Source organism: Pseudomonas sp. JAI111 (assembly GCF_024809425.1).
Lineage (GTDB): Bacteria > Pseudomonadota > Gammaproteobacteria > Pseudomonadales > Pseudomonadaceae > Aquipseudomonas.
On record NZ_JANUCB010000002.1, the window covers coordinates 119,595 to 137,573 of the forward strand.

The window sequence follows — 17,979 nt, forward strand, 5'->3', positions numbered from 1 at the left end:
CGCTCTTAATGAACGACAGGGTTTTGCGTGGCTACTTTTCCCAATCCGCCTTGGCAATGTGCAAGCCGTGCATGCCTTTGTAGGCCGCACGCTCGGGCTGACTCCAGCCCTTGAGCAAAGATTCCTCCAACCGATAAATCTCCACCCCCAGCGGGCGACAAACGCTCAGCGGATCCTGCGCATCGGGCCCCCACATGGCCAGCGACAGGTCACCGCCCGGGCAGGTTGAAAGCGCGCACAGCAAATCGATCTCCGCAAAGAACTCCAGGTAATCACCCTTCTGCGCCGGACAGGCTTTCATGAAGTACATGTCGTCGTGGTTCAGGCCCGTGCACTGGAAAATATTCAGCACGTCATGCACATCGAATTCGGTCAAGCCATGGGGCAATACGGCGCGAGTCAGGTTGGAATGGCAGTGATGATGGAAGTCCTCGCCGGTGAGCATTTTATTCACATAGGGGTCGCAGCGCGTGCCGAGCAAATCGTGCAAACGACCGCCATGTTCATCGATGCCGTAACCGGCCAGGCTGTCGTCGGTAATCGTCACCAGCGGCCGTAAGAACGGCAGGTTCGACCAGAGCCGGTCATGGGTGCTGACATGCGCGCCTTGCAACTGCCGGGTCCGCGCCGCCCACAGGCGCTCGCGCGGATCATTGGCATTCCAGACATTGAAGTCGCCCACCTGCGGACCGACCGGCGTGGTCACCCGAAACACATGCCCGGCCGGCACTTTCCAGGCTCGACCAGTACGGATCGGTACTTCGAACTGCTCGATCAACGTGCGCCCCTCCTTCGCATCGCGGATCCGCTCGTAGAAGGCGGTGTCCACCTGCAAGGCCGAGCCTTTGCTGACTTGATAGGCCGCCGGATAGTCTTTGTACATGGCACGAATCCTCGATCAGTGATGGGAAGGAGCAAGCATTTGCAACAGGAGGTGTTCGGAGTCGTCGAGATAAAGGCTCATGGCGTCTTGCGCCGCGAGCTTTTCGCCCTCGGCCAGCAAGTCATGGATCTGCCGGTCTCGAGCCAGCCAGGGCGCCTGAAACCGTGATTCATCCGGCGCGGAGCAAAACACCAGGCGCAGTTGCGCAACGATGTTGGTGAAAAACTCATCGAACAACGGACTGCGCAGCAACCCGACGATGTGTTGATGAAAGGCCAGGCTGTGGGTGCCGACGGCGCGCCAATCCTCACGCTCGCGGGCAAGCTCGGTGGCTTCCAGGGCCTGGAGCATGCGATCGGACTGATAGCTGCGCAGCGGCAGACTGGCATTGATGGCTTGCAGTTCGAGGGTGCGACGCACGTTGAACAAGTCCCGCACGTCGTCGACACCCAGCCTGCGAACCATAACGCCCTTGTTGCGCACGTAACGGGTCAGGCCTTCCTGCCCCAAGCGATGCAATGCCTCGCGAATCGTATTGCGAGACGCGTTGTAAGAGGACACCAGATCATTCTCCACCAACGCCATGCCAGGCAGTAAACGGCCGCCAATAATGTCGGCGCGCAACTCCAACGTGATGTGGTCGGCCAGCGACATACCACTGTTCATATTCATCGCCTCAGGATTGTTCAACAATCGTCAGCTAATGAGTAATCACTATTCGTGCCACCATCGAAAATGCCCTTCGACCAAGATCGACGCATCTGCATGCTTTTTAGAAGTAGAAGTACAGTCACCATCCCATTTCCATTGGTTAAGATGGCGCATTGTTGCGGAGATACACGATGCGTTACTCGCAGGACCATAAAGCCCAGACACACCAACGCATAATCAAAGAAGCTTCAGAACGATTTCGCCGTGATGGTATTGGCGCGACCGGCCTGCAACCGCTGATGAAAGCATTGGGATTGACCCACGGCGGCTTTTACTCGCATTTCAAGTCCAAGGACGAGTTGGTGGAAAAAGCCCTGCAGGCCGCGGGTGAACAGTGCGATGCCGTCTGCGCCGAGCTGTTCGCTCAGGAACGCCCGCTGGAGGCGTTCATCGACACCTACTTGTCACAATGGCACCAGACTTCACCCCATGAAGGTTGCCCGCTGCCGACCATGTCATCGGAACTGGGGCTGCGCGGACAACCCAGCCCGACTTCCGACGCGGTGCTCCACGCAAGGCTTGAACAAGTACAAGGCACGCTTGAAGGCGAAGACGCCGCTGATCGCAGCATCGTCATCATGTCCGCCCTGGTCGGGGCGTTGCTGCTGTCGCGCAGTGTCGAGAACCCGGAACTGGCCCAGCGGATTCTCGACGTGACCGGCGCGTTTCTCAAACAGCCTCTGGCTTAACCCTCCCAGCGCTTGAACAGCACGCTGGCGTTCACACCGCCAAAGCCGAAACCGTTGGACAATGCATACTCGATAGCCATCGGCCGTGCCTGACCGTGGACGATGTCCACGCCTTGCGCTGCCGGGTCCGGGTTTTCGAAGTTGAGGGTCGGTGGAACGATCTGATCGCGGATCGCCAACAGGGTGAAGATCGCCTCGATCCCGCCTGCTGCGCCAAGCAAATGCCCGGTCGCCGACTTGGTCGAGGTCACCGCAATCTTGTTGTCCGAACCAAACAACGACTTGATCGCCGCCAACTCTCCAAGGTCTCCCACCGGGGTTGAGGTGGCATGAGCGTTGAGATGCTGAACCTGTGCAGCCGAAATGCCTGCCTGGGCCAACGCCAACGACATTGCCCGACGCGCACCGCTGCCGTCTTCAGGGCCAGCGGTCAGGTGAAAGGCGTCCGCAGTGGTGCCGTAACCGACCAGTTCGGCCAAGGGTTGAGCACCGCGAGCCAGCGCATGTTCCAGTGATTCGATCACCAGAAGGCCTGAGCCCTCGCCCATCACAAAGCCATCACGGCCACTGTCGAATGGCCTTGAGGCGCGCTCCGGGGTGTCGTTGTAACCGCTGGACAACGCGCGAGCCGCGGCGAACCCGGCAAGACTGACGCGATCGATCGCGGCCTCCGCGCCACCACACACGGCGATGTCCGCCTCACCACACCGGATCAGCCGCGCCGCGTCGCCAATCGCCTGGACCCCGGCCGCACACGCTGTCACCGGAGCACCCAACGGCCCCTTGAATCCATGCTGGATCGACACATGGCCGGCCGCCAGGTTGACCAGAAATGAAGGAATGGTGAACGGCGACAAACGTCGCGGGCCGCGGCTGTCGGTGGTCCGAACCGCATCGGCAATCGCACCGAAACCACCAACGCCCGAGCCGATGATCGTGGCCGTGCGCTCCTGGTCATTGGCATCCTGAACTTGCCAGCCGGCTTGCTCCAACGCCTGGCGCGCAGCTTCCATGGCAAACAGGATGAAGCGGTCCATCTTCTTCTGCTCTTTGGGCGGCGTCGCACGATCCGGGTCGAAACCCGCCTCGGGATCCTCCGCCAACGTCTGCACTGCGCCACCGACCTTGGCCGGCAGATCTGCCACCACCTCGTCAGGCAACTGACGCAACCCGGAGCGCCCCGCCAACAGACGCTCCCACACGGCCTCAACGCCGCTACCCAGCGGAGAAACCAGCCCCATGCCTGTTACCACTACTCGACGATCACTCATACCGCAATTACCTCAAACCGATTGAAGGCGCCTTACTTATAGCGCGCGGCGGCCGTACTTTTGGAAAGATTAGGCGCCATGACCAGGCGGGCTTTTACAAAGTTGTCCCAGTCGGAGGCGTTCGGCAGCGAGGGAATGGTGATCAGCTCACCCTGGTCCAGGCCGGACAACGCAGCGTCCACCATTTCCCCCGCCTCCATGACCATATCCGCTGGAATCTGTGTTGCATCGATACCGGAACGCTCCCAGATCTCGGTGCGTGTTACGCCTGGCAACACCGCCTGGACTTTGACCCCGGTGCCTTCCAGTTCCGCGTTCAACGACTGGGTCAGGCTCAACACGTAAGCCTTGCTGGCGCTGTAAGTCGCGTTGAACCGCTCGGGGAACAACGCCACCACCGAGGCAATATTGATGATCGAGCCGCGACCAGCCTTGGCAAAACTGGCGGCGGCTGCCGATGCCAGGCGCGTGACAGTCGTAACGTTCAGCTGGATCAACCGCTCGAGTTGCTCCATGTCGGCGTTTGCCAACAAACCATCGGCAGCTACCCCTGCGTTGTTGAGCAACAGGCTGATACTCGAATCACTGCGAAGCCGTTGCTCAACCTTCAGCACATCATCTTTTTGTGTGAGATCCGCCTTGAGCACTTCCACCTTAATGCCATGCTCGGCGCGCAACGTGCTCGCCGCAGCTTCCAGCCGCTGCTCGTCACGAGCAACCAGCAACAAATCAAAACCACGAGCCGCCAAACGCTCAGCGTAAATTGCACCGATACCGGAGGATGCTCCGGTGACGAGGGCTGTACCTTGAGTCTGGACAGTGTTCATGAGCGAGCTCCTGAGGATGCGATAGAGAGATGAGCGCCTGGACGCATCGGTAAATAGGAGAATTATTATAGGCATAATCTCAAGGCAATATGATAGCCGTAATTTTTTTGACTCCGATGAAAGGCACGCCACCTCGCTTTACGCCACAATGCAAAAAGGCCGGTCAATGACCGGCCTCTCGGCGTTGATGTTAAAGCTTAGTTCACTTCCAGCTTCTCGCGATTCTTATCCAGGATCGCTTTACCGATGCCTTTCACTTCCAGCAATTCGTCTACGGACGAAAACGGACCATTACTGTCACGATAAGCAACAATAGCCTTGGCCTTGGCTTCCCCGATACCGGACAGCTCACGCTGCAGGGTGGGTGCATCAGCGCCATTAAGATCGACTTTTCCTGTTTGCGCTTGAGGAGAAACTTCCAGCACCAAAGGTGCGTTGCCTGTCTCAGGCTTCACCGCAGGCGCGGCTATTGCAGCAATAGAGGCGCTGGTGAGCAGGGCAAAAACCAGGGAGTAGAAATAGCCAGTACGCATAAATGAAGCTCCATGACATCGATTGAGAAAGCAGCTTTTCCGAAGCTGCCTCCCAAACTTAGGCGATGTCTGGAGCCTGTCAAAAATGTGTCAGTTACGGGATGTGAAATAATCAGGGATCGAGGCGGCGTTGCTGGTGGATTCGGTTAACGAGATCGCCATCAGGGGCGTCGCCGCTGACGGTTTCGCGCAGGATCTGGCGGACGCGAGGGTCGCTGCCACGTTGTTCCGCGATGCTCGGATCATCATCGATAAAAGCCACGGGACGCAAGACTCGGCCCATGCGAAGTGCTGCAACCAGCTGATTGCCGGCTACGCCTGCACCGTAGATGGCGACTTTGGTGAGGCCATCATCCCGGTTGGCGAACGGTACATGCTGCGCGGCGGTGAACCAGTCTCCAATGAAATATTGACGCATGCACAGGCGCAGACCGCCGATGATGACGAGGCTTAACACCAGTAGTTAAAGACTATTGAGCGGAATAAAGGACTCCGCAATGAAAAATACTCACCGTCTATGGTTATGCCATAAGGTCTATCCGGGTGCGTTTCATTGGCACTGGATCCATGACGACAAGCCCTCTCTATGGTAACGTGCCCCGCAAAACTTAGTGTGGATGGTTGGCTAGCCATCACAGGAGCAACTATATCGCCTCCTGCGGCTTCCATCGACCTAACAAACTGATTTGTTAGTCAAGCATTCAAGGACAGTTCTTGTGCCCCTCCCCCTCGTGGTTGACCTCGACGGAACGTTGTTGCGTTCGGACCTATTAGTAGAAACCGGCATGGCATTTATCCGTCGCCATCCATTTCAGCTCTATAAAGCGGTAGGTTGGCTGGCGCAAGGTAAAACTGTGCTTGAGTCGCAACTGGCTTCTGCAACCGATATAGATGTTAATGTTTTACCTTACAACGCTATTTCTGTCGTCGCGTTACTCACGTTGCTGGGCAATCAATTTGAAATTCAAAGACATGGCTCATTGGCGGTCATTTCTTCGGTAGCTGGCGACAGGGGCAGACCCTCCAACTGTTTATACGGCACAGCAAAAGCTGCCGTTTCCACATTCACATCCAGCTTCATCGACAACAGGGCTCTTCAATGTCAGCTTTAAACACCCTAGGAAATCTGCTTCAAAGGCATTTATTACTAATTGCCCTAGTCATTGTCATTCTGTTGAACCTGTACTACCTGAAGACGTACCCTATCAATGTTGCTGCCTTTGACTATCCAAATTATGCTCAGATGATTTTCTCCAGTGTATCCAATCTTATCCACGCCAGTGGATATACTTTTGCCTCACGCTTAGCACTCGATTTTGCTGGCGTACCCAACGGAGTAGACATCTATAATGTTAAATGGCTGCGACACTTACAGCACATTCATTTTTACTTCCACGTGTTCGCCATCGCAATTAGCACATTCATGTGCAATAAAGTATTTGGTAAAATCTCAGCCACACTTATGTGCCTAGCGTGGGGTGGCAGTCTGTTTTTCATGGGCGGGGTCAATTCCATCGGACCGGACTGGCTACAAGGAGACTTTCTTGCCATCGCACTGCTGACCGCTCTTTGGGCGTTCGATGTAAAAAATAATGCAAAAATAATTTTGTATATACTGTCCGCAGTTATTCTTACGGTTGCCTACCTTGTAAAGTTCAACTCCTTGGTAATCGCCCCTGTCATTGCGATGTTAGTAATTTTTGACAGCAAGGACTGGACTTGGAAAATCGCGACAGCCATCGTCAGCCTATCGGCGAGCACCATAATTATATTTGTATTTGTCGAAACCTTTCACTACCCGACGACCAATTCACGGCAACTGAGTTACGATCATGCTTGGGTTCTAATTGACGCAATACCAAACGACTACATCACTCAGGAACCAAACAAGCTGGGAATCAACAGTTTGAGGTGGCGGGCCCTTGGCGCAATTTTACCACCGGAATATTTCAGGGCTGCAGCCTATCAAGATGTTAATTGGGGCGCACCAAAAGAAGTAAGAGCGCCCTACCTCGCACAATATAATTATCTGATGAACGCATCGCGCTCGGAGTTGATTGATTTCACGACCAAGCATCCCCTGCCTGAAACATTTAATATTCATGTTTCGGCCATTCCCGGCTATTACTATATCGGGCTTCCGCAAACGGACGCCCTAGGTATAGCCGTGTATAAAGAATCGGTGCTGGCGATACCCGCGGCCTACATCGCGAAATTGATCAAGGGTTGGTTAGCTTTTTTCATCGAAAAACCGTTCCAACTCACACCTTTAAAATCAAATAGCTTGTATCTGATTATTGGCGACAATATTCAAGCGGATGGCAGCGTTAAAATGACCCCTCCTCCGGACGCTATACCTCAACACATGCCGTACTGGAATCCTGCCGAGAAAGCACAACACCAAGGCATGGTGTTTTTTGGTTGGATGAATTTCCTGACTCCGCCACCTTGGGTCTATGCCTTGCTGGCGTTCGTCTCATGTATCGCTATATCTAAAACACAAAACATCAGAAAAGCCTTTCAGGCAAGCTTGTTAGTATTGTCTACAGCATTACTGGTTAGTTCTTCGTTGATGCTACTGACTGTTCGATCCAAGGAAATGCTTGCACTGTTGCCCATAGTAAGTATCTTTCTCAGTTTTGGCTTTTCTAGCTGCATCAATTACTGCCTGACACAAAGATCCAACTTAAGCATGCTGGGCTTAAATGGAGAGCCAAAATGAAAATAATTCTTCCAGGCGGAGCAGGTTTGGTCGGGCAAAATTTGGTGGCACGTTTAAAAAGCCGCGGATACACTGACATCGTGGTGCTCGACAAACACCGAACGAACCTCGCCATATTAAAGTCTGTTCACCCAGAACTGACTATTGAGTATGCGGACCTTTCAAAAAAGGGTAGTTGGAGCGAACACTTTGTTGGCTCGGCAGTGGTCGTCATGCTACAAGCTCAAATCGGTGGCAATATCTATCAAGAATTCGTACAAAACAATGTGATTTCAACACGCCTAATATTGGACTTGATAAAAGCCAATCCGAACATGCACCTTGTTCACATTAGCTCGTCTGTACTGGAATCTAAAGCCGACGACTTCTATACGCAAACAAAGCGTGAACAAGAGGAGTTGGTATTAGCCAGCAATATTTCATGCCCGATTCTTCGACCCACCCTTATGTATGGCTGGTTTGACCGCAAGCACCTCGGCTGGCTTGCCCGCTTCATGAAAAAAACGCCAGTATACCCAATCCCCGGCGACGGTAAGTTTATGCGCCAGCCTCTTTACGCCGGTGATTTCTCCAACATCATTATCAATTGTATCGAGCAGCAAGAAAAACAAGGTATTTTCAATATTTCCGGACATGAAAAAATTGATTACATTGATATCATCCGCGAAATAAAACGAGTGACTCACTCGAAAACAAAAATCGTGAAAATACCCTATACACTTTTTTATGCCTTGCTTTGGATGTGGGCACTCGTTGACAAAAACCCGCCCTTTACAACGCAACAGTTAGCGGCCCTGAGTACAAAAGATGAGTTTGAAGTCATCGACTGGCCTTCAATCTTCGGGGTTCCCTACACCCCCTTTGCCATCGCCATAGACGAAACATTTAATAATCCAACTTATAGCAATATTGGGTTGGAATTTTAATGATGGGACAGCGAATCGCCGTATTAGGCGCAGGACCAATGGGATTGGCAGGTCACTTCGCAAAGCGCACTGGGCATGGACGTTAATTATCTGGCCTGCAACTGGAGCCGGCTGGAGCGTTACGTGGAGGCTGTTTTTTTACCGATCGACTACAACAGAGCCGAGCGCGCAATAAAACTGTTTGTCATAGGGCGCAAGGCATGGCGGTTCAGCGATACGCCCAAAGGCGCCACCGCCAGTGCTCAGATTTACAGCTTGGTCGAGACCGCCAAGGTCAACGGCCAAGAGCCCTATACGTGGCAGCGCCACGTACTTGAGCGGTTGCCGCATGCATCCACGGTAGAAGACTACGAAGCGTTGTTGCCGTGAAACTGCTCACCGGAAATGCCAAGGTAAACCCTGCGCTGTCGCGGCAGCCCCTGTAGCACTTCATAGGTGACCTGAGTGACTGTTACATCATAAATACATACACTTGCTCAAGCCCCTGAATTGAGCTTTTCACCCACAACAGGATTGAACGCCGAATAGACATCAACACCATTCGATACAGACCTGGCTTTATTTTTTGGCTTGAATTTGAGAACCCTTTTCTCTACCAAATGCCAAGAGCTGTATCCCAAAATCAGAGTAATGACCACTGTAACAACAAGATAGGTTGAATAGGCAATATCAGGGAATTTTAGCAAAACAAACTGCTGAACCGGAAAAGCATAGATATAAACACCGTAAGAGCAGTCACCTACTTTATTAACCAAGCTCCCCAACCAACTTCTGGAAAGTCCATATGCCAAAACGACATACGGTAACGTAAGCCATAACAGGGCTTTCGAAAACGATAAATACGGTGCCAGAAGAAGGGTAATCATCACCATGACAGTTACGCCGGAGAGACTGAACCACCGTTCGAGCCCCCACTTCGCATAACATGCCCCAATCATGAAATAGATGCCTATTAACGGAATGTTTCTTACATCACTACCGTGAACCACCAGCAAAGGCGCATCTCGCCAGCACCAAAAAACTACAATCAGCGCAAACAATGCTGCGGTAACTGTGTATGCAAGACGACCGCCTTTGAATAGAAGCCCAAGCGCCACCACGACCAAATACATGAAAAATTCAATAGGTAAACTCCATAGAGGACCATTGATCACACTGGCAACTCTGGAGTGCTCCAGCACGCCCGGCAAATAAAATACCGGACTTAAAATTATGTTCTTCAAATACATAATGTATGCCAGATCCGAAAAATACTGCCTGACTGTCAACGTCGAAAAAACTGGACCAAGCAGAAACGAAGTTAGCACCACAACAACAATCAGGGCAGGAAATATTCGCAGCGATCGTTTAACTAAAAAGCTAATGACCGAAGGATCAAAACTCCAGCTTTTTGAAATCAAATAACCACTAATGATAAAAAATATCGCGATCCCGAGCCCACCATAGGAATCAATACCGATAAAAATCTCCGGAGTATTACCGTAAATATCGAATGAATGAGCATATAGAACCATCAGCGCGGCAACCAACCGTAACAAGTTCAAGTTATTATCCTTGTGCAGCATGTATTTCCGCCCTGATTTTAATTACAGATGATAAGAAATTTCTATTCTTGCAACAGCTCATTGGTCGCGCAGGGTGATAGCCCGGCGCTTCGTCAGGCCTGGGCAAATGTCTTCGCTGGAGGACTGGATCACACGTATTCCCGTGCCATCATTGATGACGCGGTGAGGATGATACAACGCTACTTGGTCCTCTTGCAGCTCAATTAGCCTTTGCACCTTCCAGCTGCGAACTGGAGCGCGCCGCTTTTGAAGGCGCTTGTGCTGCTCTGCCAAGACGTCGTTGCGATAAAGCATGTCGGGGAGGTCAGGAGCGCAGGAGTTCCTGAGCCTTGGATCGCTCGTCGCCTGTTGTTTCGGATCCGGCAAGTCTCGGTATTGCGAGTTTCGAGGGGCTCACACTATCGTGGCACAGGTCGCGCCCGGCGCTGCTGAGAGACGCCGGCGTTTATTCGTATGCAATCCACGAAGTACACCTACCGCCAGATGTGCTTCCCGTTTACCGTGACAAAGACTTCGAGGCCTTGCTGCCGCGGAACTACACGCCGAAAATTCCAGGTTTTGAACCGTTCAGACTCCAGGCGCTTAAGCCAAAGGCAAAACCCGTTGCGCTCCCAATAAAGGATTTTCACTAGATTACGAGAGCGATTCAGAAAGACGAAAAGTACGGGGTCAAATACCTGTCAAAAATATGTCCGTTACAGGATGTGAAACAATCAGGGCTCGAGTCGACGTTGCTGGTAGATCCAGTCAACGATATCGCCATCGGGGGTGTAGCCCCTGACGGCTTCGCGTAGGGCCTGTCTAGCGCGGGTGTAATCGTCCAACCGCGCCGAGCGTTTGCCTTCCTGTCGTAAACCGGAGTTGCGAGCGAATGCCACTGACCTTGCGCGGCGGGGCGCAAAGATCAAATTCAGCAATTGCGAGAAGCGGATCGGTGCCCGGAATCGACTCCAAGGCGAGCGGAGTGGTCTACGGAGAGAACGGTGAAAAATGGATGATTCTCGGGGGTTAGTGACGCGCCTCACTCTTTGTGCGGGGATCGAATCAAGTTGACCAGGTCAGGGATCGGCTGCGTGACGACTCTGTGATCACCCTCATCACCGCATGCCCTGCCAGTCAATTTATTAGCCACTTCCCGTGAATCCATGTGTCAACCGTGGTACCATTTCGCGCAAATTAAAGCCTGATGGCCTTTTAGTAGCATTTGCTAAGATCTCCGTTGTTTTCCTGATCTTATTTTGTTTTTGTTTGAGTAGCCAATATTCAGGGAAGAGCTCTTGTGACTGTCTATATTACACCACCCACTATTCCGCTTATTGTCGATCTAGACGGTACCCTGCTGCGCTCCGATCTGCTGCTGGAAACAGGGATGGCTTTTGTTCGGCATAAGCCATTGAGCCTGTTCAAACCCTTTATTTGGTTGACCAAAGGCAAGGTGGCTTTAAAGGAAGGCCTCGCCCGTGCAACTCATATTGATGTCAGTGTCCTGCCTTACGATCCTGCGGTCATTGAACTAATTGAAGTCGAGCGGAATAACGGTCGGACCATAGTGCTGGCGACAGCCAGCCATTACAGCCTGGCCGAACGCATTGCTGAACATCTTCAATTGTTTGACCAAGTGCTGGCCTCTGACAGCAAGCGAAACCTGTCGGCCCATCGTAAACGCGATCTGTTGGTCGAGCACTATGGTGAGCAGGGCTTTGATTATGTGGGTAACTCTCATGACGACGTCCCAGTTTGGGCGGTTGCCCGGAAGGCTTATGTGGTCAATCCGGAGTCCGGTGTTGAGCGTGGCGCTCAGGCACAAGGCAATGTCGAACAGGTGATCCACTCCAATCCTTCCAGACCGAAGGACTGGTTGAAGGCGTTACGGCTGCACCAGTGGATGAAAAATGCGCTGATTTTCGTACCTCTAATGGCGGCGCATCAACTGACCAACCCCATGCTCCTATGGCAGGGAGTATTGGCCTTTCTGTTTTTTGGACTATGTGCCTCTAGCGTCTATCTACTTAATGACTTGCTGGATCTCGCCGATGACCGACATCATCACTCCAAACGGCATCGTCCATTTGCCGCTGGACGATTGTCGATCAAGTCCGGGCTACAGCTCTTTCCCATATTATTGGTTGGCGCTTTTTCAGGGGCTGCATGGCTTCTGCCTTGGGAGTTTTCCGGAACCCTCATTGCATACTACATATTAACTCTCGCCTATTCGCTGTCATTGAAACGACAGATGGCTATCGATGTGATCGCCCTGGCTGCGCTTTATACCCTGCGCATCATAGCTGGCGCGGCAGCATTCGGTTTGGAACTGACATACTGGATTTTGGCGTTTTCGATGTTCATGTTCCTGAGCCTCGCACTAGTCAAGCGCTACGCAGAACTGCGAGAAGCAAGGCGCAAGGGCGATACCGGGAAAACCCGTGGACGAGGCTACTATCCCGCCGATCTGGAAATGATTTCCTCGCTGGGCGCGTCTTCCGGTTATCTAGCCGTAATGGTCTTGGCTCTATACATACATGATCAGGCTACAACCGGGCTTTATGCCCACCCACAAGTGATCTGGCTAGCCTGCCCGCTGCTCTTGTTCTGGATCACTCGAGTGTGGATGCTCACTCATCGCGGGCAAATGCATGATGACCCTGTAGTGTTCGCCATCCGCGACCGCAGCAGTCTGGTCGTTGGCGCTTTGTTTGGGCTGGTGTTCTGGGTAGCAGCATGACTCGTCCCCTGCACTCTTGGGGATGCTATCCCTATGCCCCGCAGACTGCACACGCTTGTAGCTGGCGTAGCGAAGTCGAGGCTCTGCGCGATGCTGTGGTAGCTACGCACGGAAGCACCCTGCCGTATGGCAACGGACGTAGTTATGGAGACAGCTGCCTAGCCGCGAGCGATCAAGTGTTGCACATGGGAGCCCTGAATCGCTTCATTCAGGTTGATTGGCAGCAGGGAACCGTACAAGCAGAGGCCGGTGTAACCCTCGCCGAGATCCTGGCAATTTCCATCCCGCAGGGCTGGTTCCTGTCAGTCACACCTGGCACCCAGTTTGCCACCCTCGGCGGGGCCATCGCCAACGATGTCCATGGCAAGAACCATCACCTGCGCGGCACCTTTGGCAACCATGTGCGGCGCTTTGGTTTATTACGCCATAATGAAGGAGTGCTGACCTGCTCTCCTACCGAGCATCCCGAATTTTACACCTCTACTATTGGAGGTTTAGGTCTGACTGGGATTATCGCGTGGGCAGAAATTCAGCTTATCCCCATTCGCACCAGCCAGATCGACAGTACCGTAGTGCGTTTCGGCAATCTGGGCGAATTCTTCAGCCTGTCCGCCGAACTCGATCACCAGCATGAATACAGTGTCGCCTGGATCGACTGCCTGGCAAAAGGCACTCAGACCGGGCGGGGCGTATTCATCGTGGGTGACCACGCACGTTATGGTTCACTGGAAGTGGACGAGCGAGCGAAATTGAGCATGCCGCTGACACCGCCAGTGTCTCTAATCAACAACCTGTCATTGCGAGCCTTCAATGATATGTATTGGAGGGTGCATCCTGCCCAGAGCACACGCAAACGCGGTGACTACGAGCCCTTCTTTTATCCGCTGGATCGCATACTGCATTGGAACCGGATCTACGGGCGCCGAGGTTTCCAGCAATACCAGTGCGTGATACCCGACGCAGTGGCCGAGGTAGTCATGCACGAGTTGCTGGAAGCCATTGCAGACTCTGGCCAAGGCTCGTTTCTCGCCGTGCTCAAACGCTGTGGCAACATCGCCTCGCCAGGCCTGCTGTCCTTCCCTCTCCCCGGCACCTCTTTAGCCTTGGACTTTCCGCAGAAGGCTGACTTGGTGCGGCTGTTTGCAAGGCTGGATGCCATCGTTCGCGAGAGTGGTGGTCGCCTGTATCCGGCCAAGGATGCCCACATGACGGGCGGCGATTTCCGCAAAGCATACCCCGCATGGGAACGACTGGAAGCACTGCGTGATCCCTCTCTGAATTCCCACTTCTGGAAACGAGTTACTGCATGAAACGAATTCTAATTATTGGTGCAACATCGGCCATTGCGGCTGCCTGCGCACGTCTATGGGCCGAACAAGGCAGCGAGTTTTTTCTCGTGGCCCGTAACCTCGAAAAACTAGAACAAACCGCAGCCGACCTGAAAGGTCGAGGCGCCAAATCAGTAACACTTCACTGCATGGATGCCACCGATTTTGTAGCACACGGCGCAATGCTCGACAGTTGCCTAGCGACCTTACAGCAAATCGATATTGCGCTCATTGCGCACGGCACATTGCCCAATCAGAAAGTCTGCGAGCAGGACGTTGGCGTAGCGCTCCAGGAATTTGCCAACAATGGTACGTCGGTGATCGCCCTGCTAACGCTGCTGGCCAACCAATTTGAAACCCAGCGTTGTGGCACCTTGGCTGTGATTACCTCGGTAGCTGGTGACCGCGGTCGTCCGTCCAACTACTTATACGGTACCGCCAAGGCTGCAGTTTCCACCTTTTGTGAAGGTCTACGAGCACGTCTGTTCAAGGTTGGTGTACATGTCATTGACATCAGGCCGGGCTTTGTCGATACACCGATGACTCAAGGCTTACCATTACCTGCTGCACTGCTGGCCAAGCCTGAGCAGGTGGCCTTACGCATTGTAAAAGGTACTGATCGCAAAGTTGACGTCCTCTACGCCCCGGGATTCTGGGTATTAATCATGATGATAATTAAGTTAATTCCCGGCGTAATTTTCAAAAGAATGAATATGTAAAACCACTTACTTCCAGACGGGTGGACAGTGCGAATGTTGTAGTTATGCTGCAGGCGCAAATTGTTGGCGCAATAACAATGTACCGTGCTTCTAGTCATTGATCATGATGGTCATCCGGAAGTTACCGCAATTCATATTCAAAAAAAAAAAAAAAAAAAAATAGATGTCTGATATTCGAACTTTTAGACGGTCTGGGGTGGATCCTTGAAGCTATTCAAGTTGGCAGATAATGAGCTGCTGATCGAGCGCAGTATCAAATGTATTGCCGTATTGACGGTGCTTTACGCGACCTATTTGGCGTTTCGCTTTTCTGGGCAGCCATTGCTCGAATTGTTCGGCTTTCGCCAGACCCAGACAGCGCTGACCTCCTTCTGGTTCATCAAGGAGGGCTTCAAGTTCGCCTACGAAACACCCGTCTCCGGCGCCCCTTGGTCAATCCCGTTCGAATTCCCGTTCTATCAGGCGCTGGTGGCGGTGATCAGCAAGGTCACCAGCATCGACCTAGACAAGGTCGGCAGGATCGTTTCTTTCGTGTTCTTGGTGCTATGCCTGCTGCCGGCTCGCTCCATCTGCCTGTCGTTGAAGCTAGCCCCGCGCAGCTTCTATATTTTCGCCGGTCTGCTGTTCTCCAGCCCTCTTTACCTGTTCTGGGGTCGCACCTTCATGATCGAGACGGTGGCGGTGTTCTTCGCCGTTGCCGCGATTAAGTATTTCCTCGATTTCCTGGCCGCAGGTCGCCACCGGGACGTGATTTATTTCACCACTCTGATTTCGCTTTCGATCCTGCAAAAAGCCACCACCGGCCTGCCGGTGCTGGCGGTAATGGCACTGGTATTCCTGGTCCACGAAACCCAGCGTAATGGGGGCATGTTCAAAGCCATCAGCGCACGTAACATCACCTTGGGCATCCTGCTGTTCGCGCTGCCCATCGTGCTCGGGGTTGCCTGGACCCACTACACTGACGTGCTCAAGAACCAGAATGAATTCGGCAGTGCCCTGACGTCCAGCGCACTCTCGACATGGAACTGGGGTACTTTGCCTCAACGCTTTTCCAAGCTGTTGTATGGCGAGGTCATCTGGTCACGCATCGTCAAGGGCAACCTGTCGGGCGTCTTCGGTATCGCAATCATCCTTTGCGCCCTGTTGATGGCTCGCGACACCAGAACTCGCCTAGTGGTGCTGACGAGCTGCGTCCTGGCATTGCTGCCCCTGTTCATATTCACCAATCTTCATCTAGTCCATAGCTACTACCAGTCGGCCAGCGTCATTTTCATCATCTTCGCACTGGCCGTGGCGCTGTCCGAAGGCCTCGCTCATCCGCAGTCTCGCCTTTGGATATTGGGGCTGTTCGTTGCCTTGCTGGCCAACAACTACAGCACCTTTGCACAAGGGTATGGCGAAAACCTGCGACAGAAGATTGACCTGAGCAACTCCAGAGATCTTCTAGTGGCTGACACGCTGAAGCACAACATGAAGGACGGCGAGGCGTTTACCCTGTACGGCAACGACTGGAGTTCGTCGATCGTCTACTACGCACAACACAAATCATTCAGCATTGCCAACAGCTTCAAGGATCTGGACAAGACCATCGAATCCCCCGAGACCTTTCTGGGTGGCGCGCCCCTGGGCGCGGTAGTCGCGTGCCCTCCGGTTGAGAAGCCCAGCCTTGGCCAATTGGTTAACCAGCAACACAAAGACGGTCAGTGGAAAGTCGCCGAAGTATCAGGCTGCTACATCAGCCTGCCACAGACGAACGTAGGCCTGGACCTGCCGAAGACCCCAGCTCAATGCATTGGCAGCCTCGACTTCGCGAACCCGACCACGCAGAAGCTCGCAGGCGCCATTGAAGCCAAGGGCTGGACCGTCGTGGATGCGGCCCGCAACCAGCTGCCGTCACAGGTCTACATCACCCTCACCGATGCCCACCAGAACGTGCGTTACTATGATGCGACCCAGTACGCACGCCCTGATGTAAACGACTTCTTCAAAAAATCCGACCTCGGCAACGCCGGCTTCGGCCGCGTTATAGACACCCGCGACCTCAAGGGCAGCTATGCCGTTGGCGTGGCCCGCGTGGTAGGCAAGGAACTGCAGTTGTGCCAATTTCGCAAAGACATCCAGGTTGACCCGCAATGACCGCTATTAATCTTGATGAACGTATCATCCTGCCCGGCGGTGCCGGGCTGGTCGGACAGAATCTGGTAGCTCGCCTCAAGGCCAAGGGCTACAGCAATATCGTGGTCATCGACAAGCACCGCGAAAACCTGGAGATCCTCAAGCGCGTACAGCCTGACGTGACCACCATTTTTGGTGACCTGTCCATGCCCGGCGAATGGCAACAGGCCTTCGCCGGTGCCAATGTGGTCGTCATGCTGCAGGCACAGATCGGTGGTATTGACTATCAGGAATTCGTCAAGAACAACGTTGATGCCACCCACCTGATTCTTGAACAGATCAAACTGCACAGCATCGACTATCTGGTGCACATCAGCTCTTCGGTGGTCGAATCGGTGGCCGACGACTTCTACACAAAAAGCAAAATAGACCAGGAAAAGATGGTGCTGGAAAGTGGCATCCCCTGCCCGGTGCTGCGCCCGACGCTCATGTTTGGCTGGTTTGACCGCAAACACCTGGGCTGGCTGTCGCGCTTCATGAAGAAGGTTCCGGTCTTCCCTATTCCTGGTCATGGCCGCTACATGCGCCAGCCGTTGTACGTGGGCGATTTTTGCAATGTCATCATCAGCTGCATACAAAACCGTGTGCGCGACGGCATCTATAACGTATCGGGGCACGAAAAAGTCGACTACATCGATATCATTCGCGAAATCAAGCGTGCCACCGGCGCCAAGGCCGTGATCGCATGCATCCCCTACGGCCTGTTCTACAGCCTGATCTGGACGTGGAGCCTGTTCGACAAGAACCCACCCTTCACCACCCAACAGCTGGCTGCACTCAGCGCCAAGGACGAATTCGAGGTCAACGACTGGCCCGGCACCTTCGGCGTGACCTACACGCCGTTTGCCAAGGCGATACAGGAAACCTTCAACGACCCCACTTACAGCAAAGTGGTTCTGGAGTTTTGA

General features: G+C 53.4%; 14 protein-coding genes and 4 pseudogenes. 10 read left to right on the plus strand and 8 right to left on the minus strand.

From position 1 onward, the window contains the following. Positions 1 to 31 precede the first annotated feature (31 nt). Both HNR03_RS08175 and HNR03_RS08180 read right to left on the minus strand, forming a co-directional pair. Positions 32 to 883, minus strand: coding sequence for a DUF1989 domain-containing protein (locus tag HNR03_RS08175; protein WP_259152497.1), 852 nt, complete (start codon positions 881 to 883; stop codon positions 32 to 34). A 15-nt stretch (positions 884 to 898) separates the two neighbouring features. After that, positions 899 to 1,549 carry a GntR family transcriptional regulator gene (locus tag HNR03_RS08180; protein ID WP_259152499.1) on the minus strand — a complete coding sequence of 217 codons (651 nt, stop codon included), beginning with the start codon at positions 1,547 to 1,549 and terminating at the stop codon, positions 899 to 901. Between the two features lie 176 nt (positions 1,550 to 1,725). On the opposite strand from HNR03_RS08180, the gene HNR03_RS08185 reads away from it, so the two are divergent. Further along, positions 1,726 to 2,283: a TetR/AcrR family transcriptional regulator gene (locus HNR03_RS08185; protein WP_259152500.1), complete on the plus strand. Its 558-nt coding sequence runs from the start codon at positions 1,726 to 1,728 to the stop codon at positions 2,281 to 2,283. On the opposite strand, the gene fabF is transcribed toward HNR03_RS08185, so the two are convergent. The 4 genes and pseudogenes from fabF to HNR03_RS08205 all read right to left on the minus strand — a co-directional run. Continuing rightward, complete coding sequence (fabF, locus tag HNR03_RS08190) at positions 2,280 to 3,554, minus strand: beta-ketoacyl-ACP synthase II (RefSeq protein ID WP_259152509.1); 1,275 nt, start codon at positions 3,552 to 3,554, stop codon at positions 2,280 to 2,282. The genes HNR03_RS08185 and fabF overlap by 4 nt on opposite strands. A 32-nt stretch (positions 3,555 to 3,586) precedes the next feature. Then, the gene (locus HNR03_RS08195; protein ID WP_259152513.1) at positions 3,587 to 4,381 is read right to left on the minus strand and encodes an SDR family oxidoreductase; all 795 of its coding nucleotides are present in this window, start codon (positions 4,379 to 4,381) and stop codon (positions 3,587 to 3,589) included. 197 nt (positions 4,382 to 4,578) lie between these two features. After that, complete coding sequence (locus HNR03_RS08200) at positions 4,579 to 4,914, minus strand: helix-hairpin-helix domain-containing protein (RefSeq protein ID WP_259152514.1); 336 nt, start codon at positions 4,912 to 4,914, stop codon at positions 4,579 to 4,581. Positions 4,915 to 5,137: 223 nt separating this feature from the next. Further along, positions 5,138 to 5,394: pseudogene (locus HNR03_RS08205) on the minus strand (nucleoside-diphosphate sugar epimerase/dehydratase); the annotation flags it as partial. A gap of 305 nt (positions 5,395 to 5,699) precedes the next feature. On the opposite strand from HNR03_RS08205, the pseudogene HNR03_RS31870 reads away from it, so the two are divergent. The 4 genes and pseudogenes from HNR03_RS31870 to HNR03_RS08225 all read left to right on the plus strand — a co-directional run. Further along, positions 5,700 to 5,981 (plus strand): annotated as a pseudogene (locus HNR03_RS31870) (SDR family NAD(P)-dependent oxidoreductase); the annotation flags it as partial. 32 nt (positions 5,982 to 6,013) lie between these two features. After that, complete coding sequence (locus HNR03_RS08215; protein WP_259152515.1) at positions 6,014 to 7,636, plus strand: hypothetical protein; 1,623 nt, start codon at positions 6,014 to 6,016, stop codon at positions 7,634 to 7,636. After that, positions 7,633 to 8,562, plus strand: coding sequence for an NAD(P)-dependent oxidoreductase (locus tag HNR03_RS08220; RefSeq protein ID WP_259152521.1), 930 nt, complete (start codon positions 7,633 to 7,635; stop codon positions 8,560 to 8,562). Before HNR03_RS08215 ends, HNR03_RS08220 begins: the two co-directional genes overlap by 4 nt. A 48-nt stretch (positions 8,563 to 8,610) precedes the next feature. Continuing rightward, positions 8,611 to 8,931 (plus strand): annotated as a pseudogene (locus HNR03_RS08225) (transposase domain-containing protein); the annotation flags it as partial. A 107-nt stretch (positions 8,932 to 9,038) separates the two neighbouring features. On the opposite strand, the gene HNR03_RS08230 reads toward HNR03_RS08225, so the two are convergent. Then, complete coding sequence (locus HNR03_RS08230; protein ID WP_259152522.1) at positions 9,039 to 10,127, minus strand: acyltransferase; 1,089 nt, start codon at positions 10,125 to 10,127, stop codon at positions 9,039 to 9,041. 473 nt (positions 10,128 to 10,600) lie between these two features. Then, a pseudogene (gene tnpB, locus HNR03_RS08235) lies at positions 10,601 to 10,792 on the minus strand (IS66 family insertion sequence element accessory protein TnpB); the annotation flags it as partial. A 614-nt stretch (positions 10,793 to 11,406) separates the two neighbouring features. Between tnpB and HNR03_RS08240 the strand changes: the two are divergent. From HNR03_RS08240 to HNR03_RS08260, 5 genes are all read left to right on the plus strand, one after another. Further along, positions 11,407 to 12,849 carry a UbiA family prenyltransferase gene (locus tag HNR03_RS08240; RefSeq protein ID WP_405046047.1) on the plus strand — a complete coding sequence of 481 codons (1,443 nt, stop codon included), beginning with the start codon at positions 11,407 to 11,409 and terminating at the stop codon, positions 12,847 to 12,849. Further along, positions 12,846 to 14,159, plus strand: a complete 1,314-nt coding sequence (locus HNR03_RS08245) for an FAD-binding oxidoreductase (protein ID WP_259152523.1) — start codon at positions 12,846 to 12,848, stop codon at positions 14,157 to 14,159. Before HNR03_RS08240 ends, HNR03_RS08245 begins: the two co-directional genes overlap by 4 nt. Further along, positions 14,156 to 14,896, plus strand: coding sequence for an SDR family oxidoreductase (locus tag HNR03_RS08250; RefSeq protein WP_259152524.1), 741 nt, complete (start codon positions 14,156 to 14,158; stop codon positions 14,894 to 14,896). The genes HNR03_RS08245 and HNR03_RS08250 overlap by 4 nt, the downstream gene beginning before the upstream one ends. Positions 14,897 to 15,100: 204 nt before the next feature. Further along, positions 15,101 to 17,032 (plus strand): glycosyltransferase family 39 protein, encoded by a 1,932-nt coding sequence (locus tag HNR03_RS08255; RefSeq protein ID WP_259152525.1) that lies wholly within the window; start codon positions 15,101 to 15,103, stop codon positions 17,030 to 17,032. After that, the gene (locus HNR03_RS08260; protein WP_259152526.1) at positions 17,029 to 17,979 is read left to right on the plus strand and encodes an NAD(P)-dependent oxidoreductase; all 951 of its coding nucleotides are present in this window, start codon (positions 17,029 to 17,031) and stop codon (positions 17,977 to 17,979) included. Before HNR03_RS08255 ends, HNR03_RS08260 begins: the two co-directional genes overlap by 4 nt.

Coding starts and splice junctions, on each gene's coding strand:
- HNR03_RS08200 (WP_259152514.1), bottom strand. CDS start 4,914: ATGCGTACTGGCTATTTCTACTCCCTGGTTTTTGCCCTGCTCACCAGC.
- HNR03_RS08245 (WP_259152523.1), top strand. CDS start 12,846: ATGACTCGTCCCCTGCACTCTTGGGGATGCTATCCCTATGCCCCGCAG.
- fabF (WP_259152509.1), bottom strand. CDS start 3,554: ATGAGTGATCGTCGAGTAGTGGTAACAGGCATGGGGCTGGTTTCTCCG.
- HNR03_RS08215 (WP_259152515.1), top strand. CDS start 6,014: ATGTCAGCTTTAAACACCCTAGGAAATCTGCTTCAAAGGCATTTATTA.
- HNR03_RS08250 (WP_259152524.1), top strand. CDS start 14,156: ATGAAACGAATTCTAATTATTGGTGCAACATCGGCCATTGCGGCTGCC.
- HNR03_RS08260 (WP_259152526.1), top strand. CDS start 17,029: ATGACCGCTATTAATCTTGATGAACGTATCATCCTGCCCGGCGGTGCC.
- HNR03_RS08220 (WP_259152521.1), top strand. CDS start 7,633: ATGAAAATAATTCTTCCAGGCGGAGCAGGTTTGGTCGGGCAAAATTTG.
- HNR03_RS08180 (WP_259152499.1), bottom strand. CDS start 1,549: ATGAACAGTGGTATGTCGCTGGCCGACCACATCACGTTGGAGTTGCGC.
- HNR03_RS08175 (WP_259152497.1), bottom strand. CDS start 883: ATGTACAAAGACTATCCGGCGGCCTATCAAGTCAGCAAAGGCTCGGCC.
- HNR03_RS08185 (WP_259152500.1), top strand. CDS start 1,726: ATGCGTTACTCGCAGGACCATAAAGCCCAGACACACCAACGCATAATC.
- HNR03_RS08195 (WP_259152513.1), bottom strand. CDS start 4,381: ATGAACACTGTCCAGACTCAAGGTACAGCCCTCGTCACCGGAGCATCC.
- HNR03_RS08230 (WP_259152522.1), bottom strand. CDS start 10,127: ATGCTGCACAAGGATAATAACTTGAACTTGTTACGGTTGGTTGCCGCG.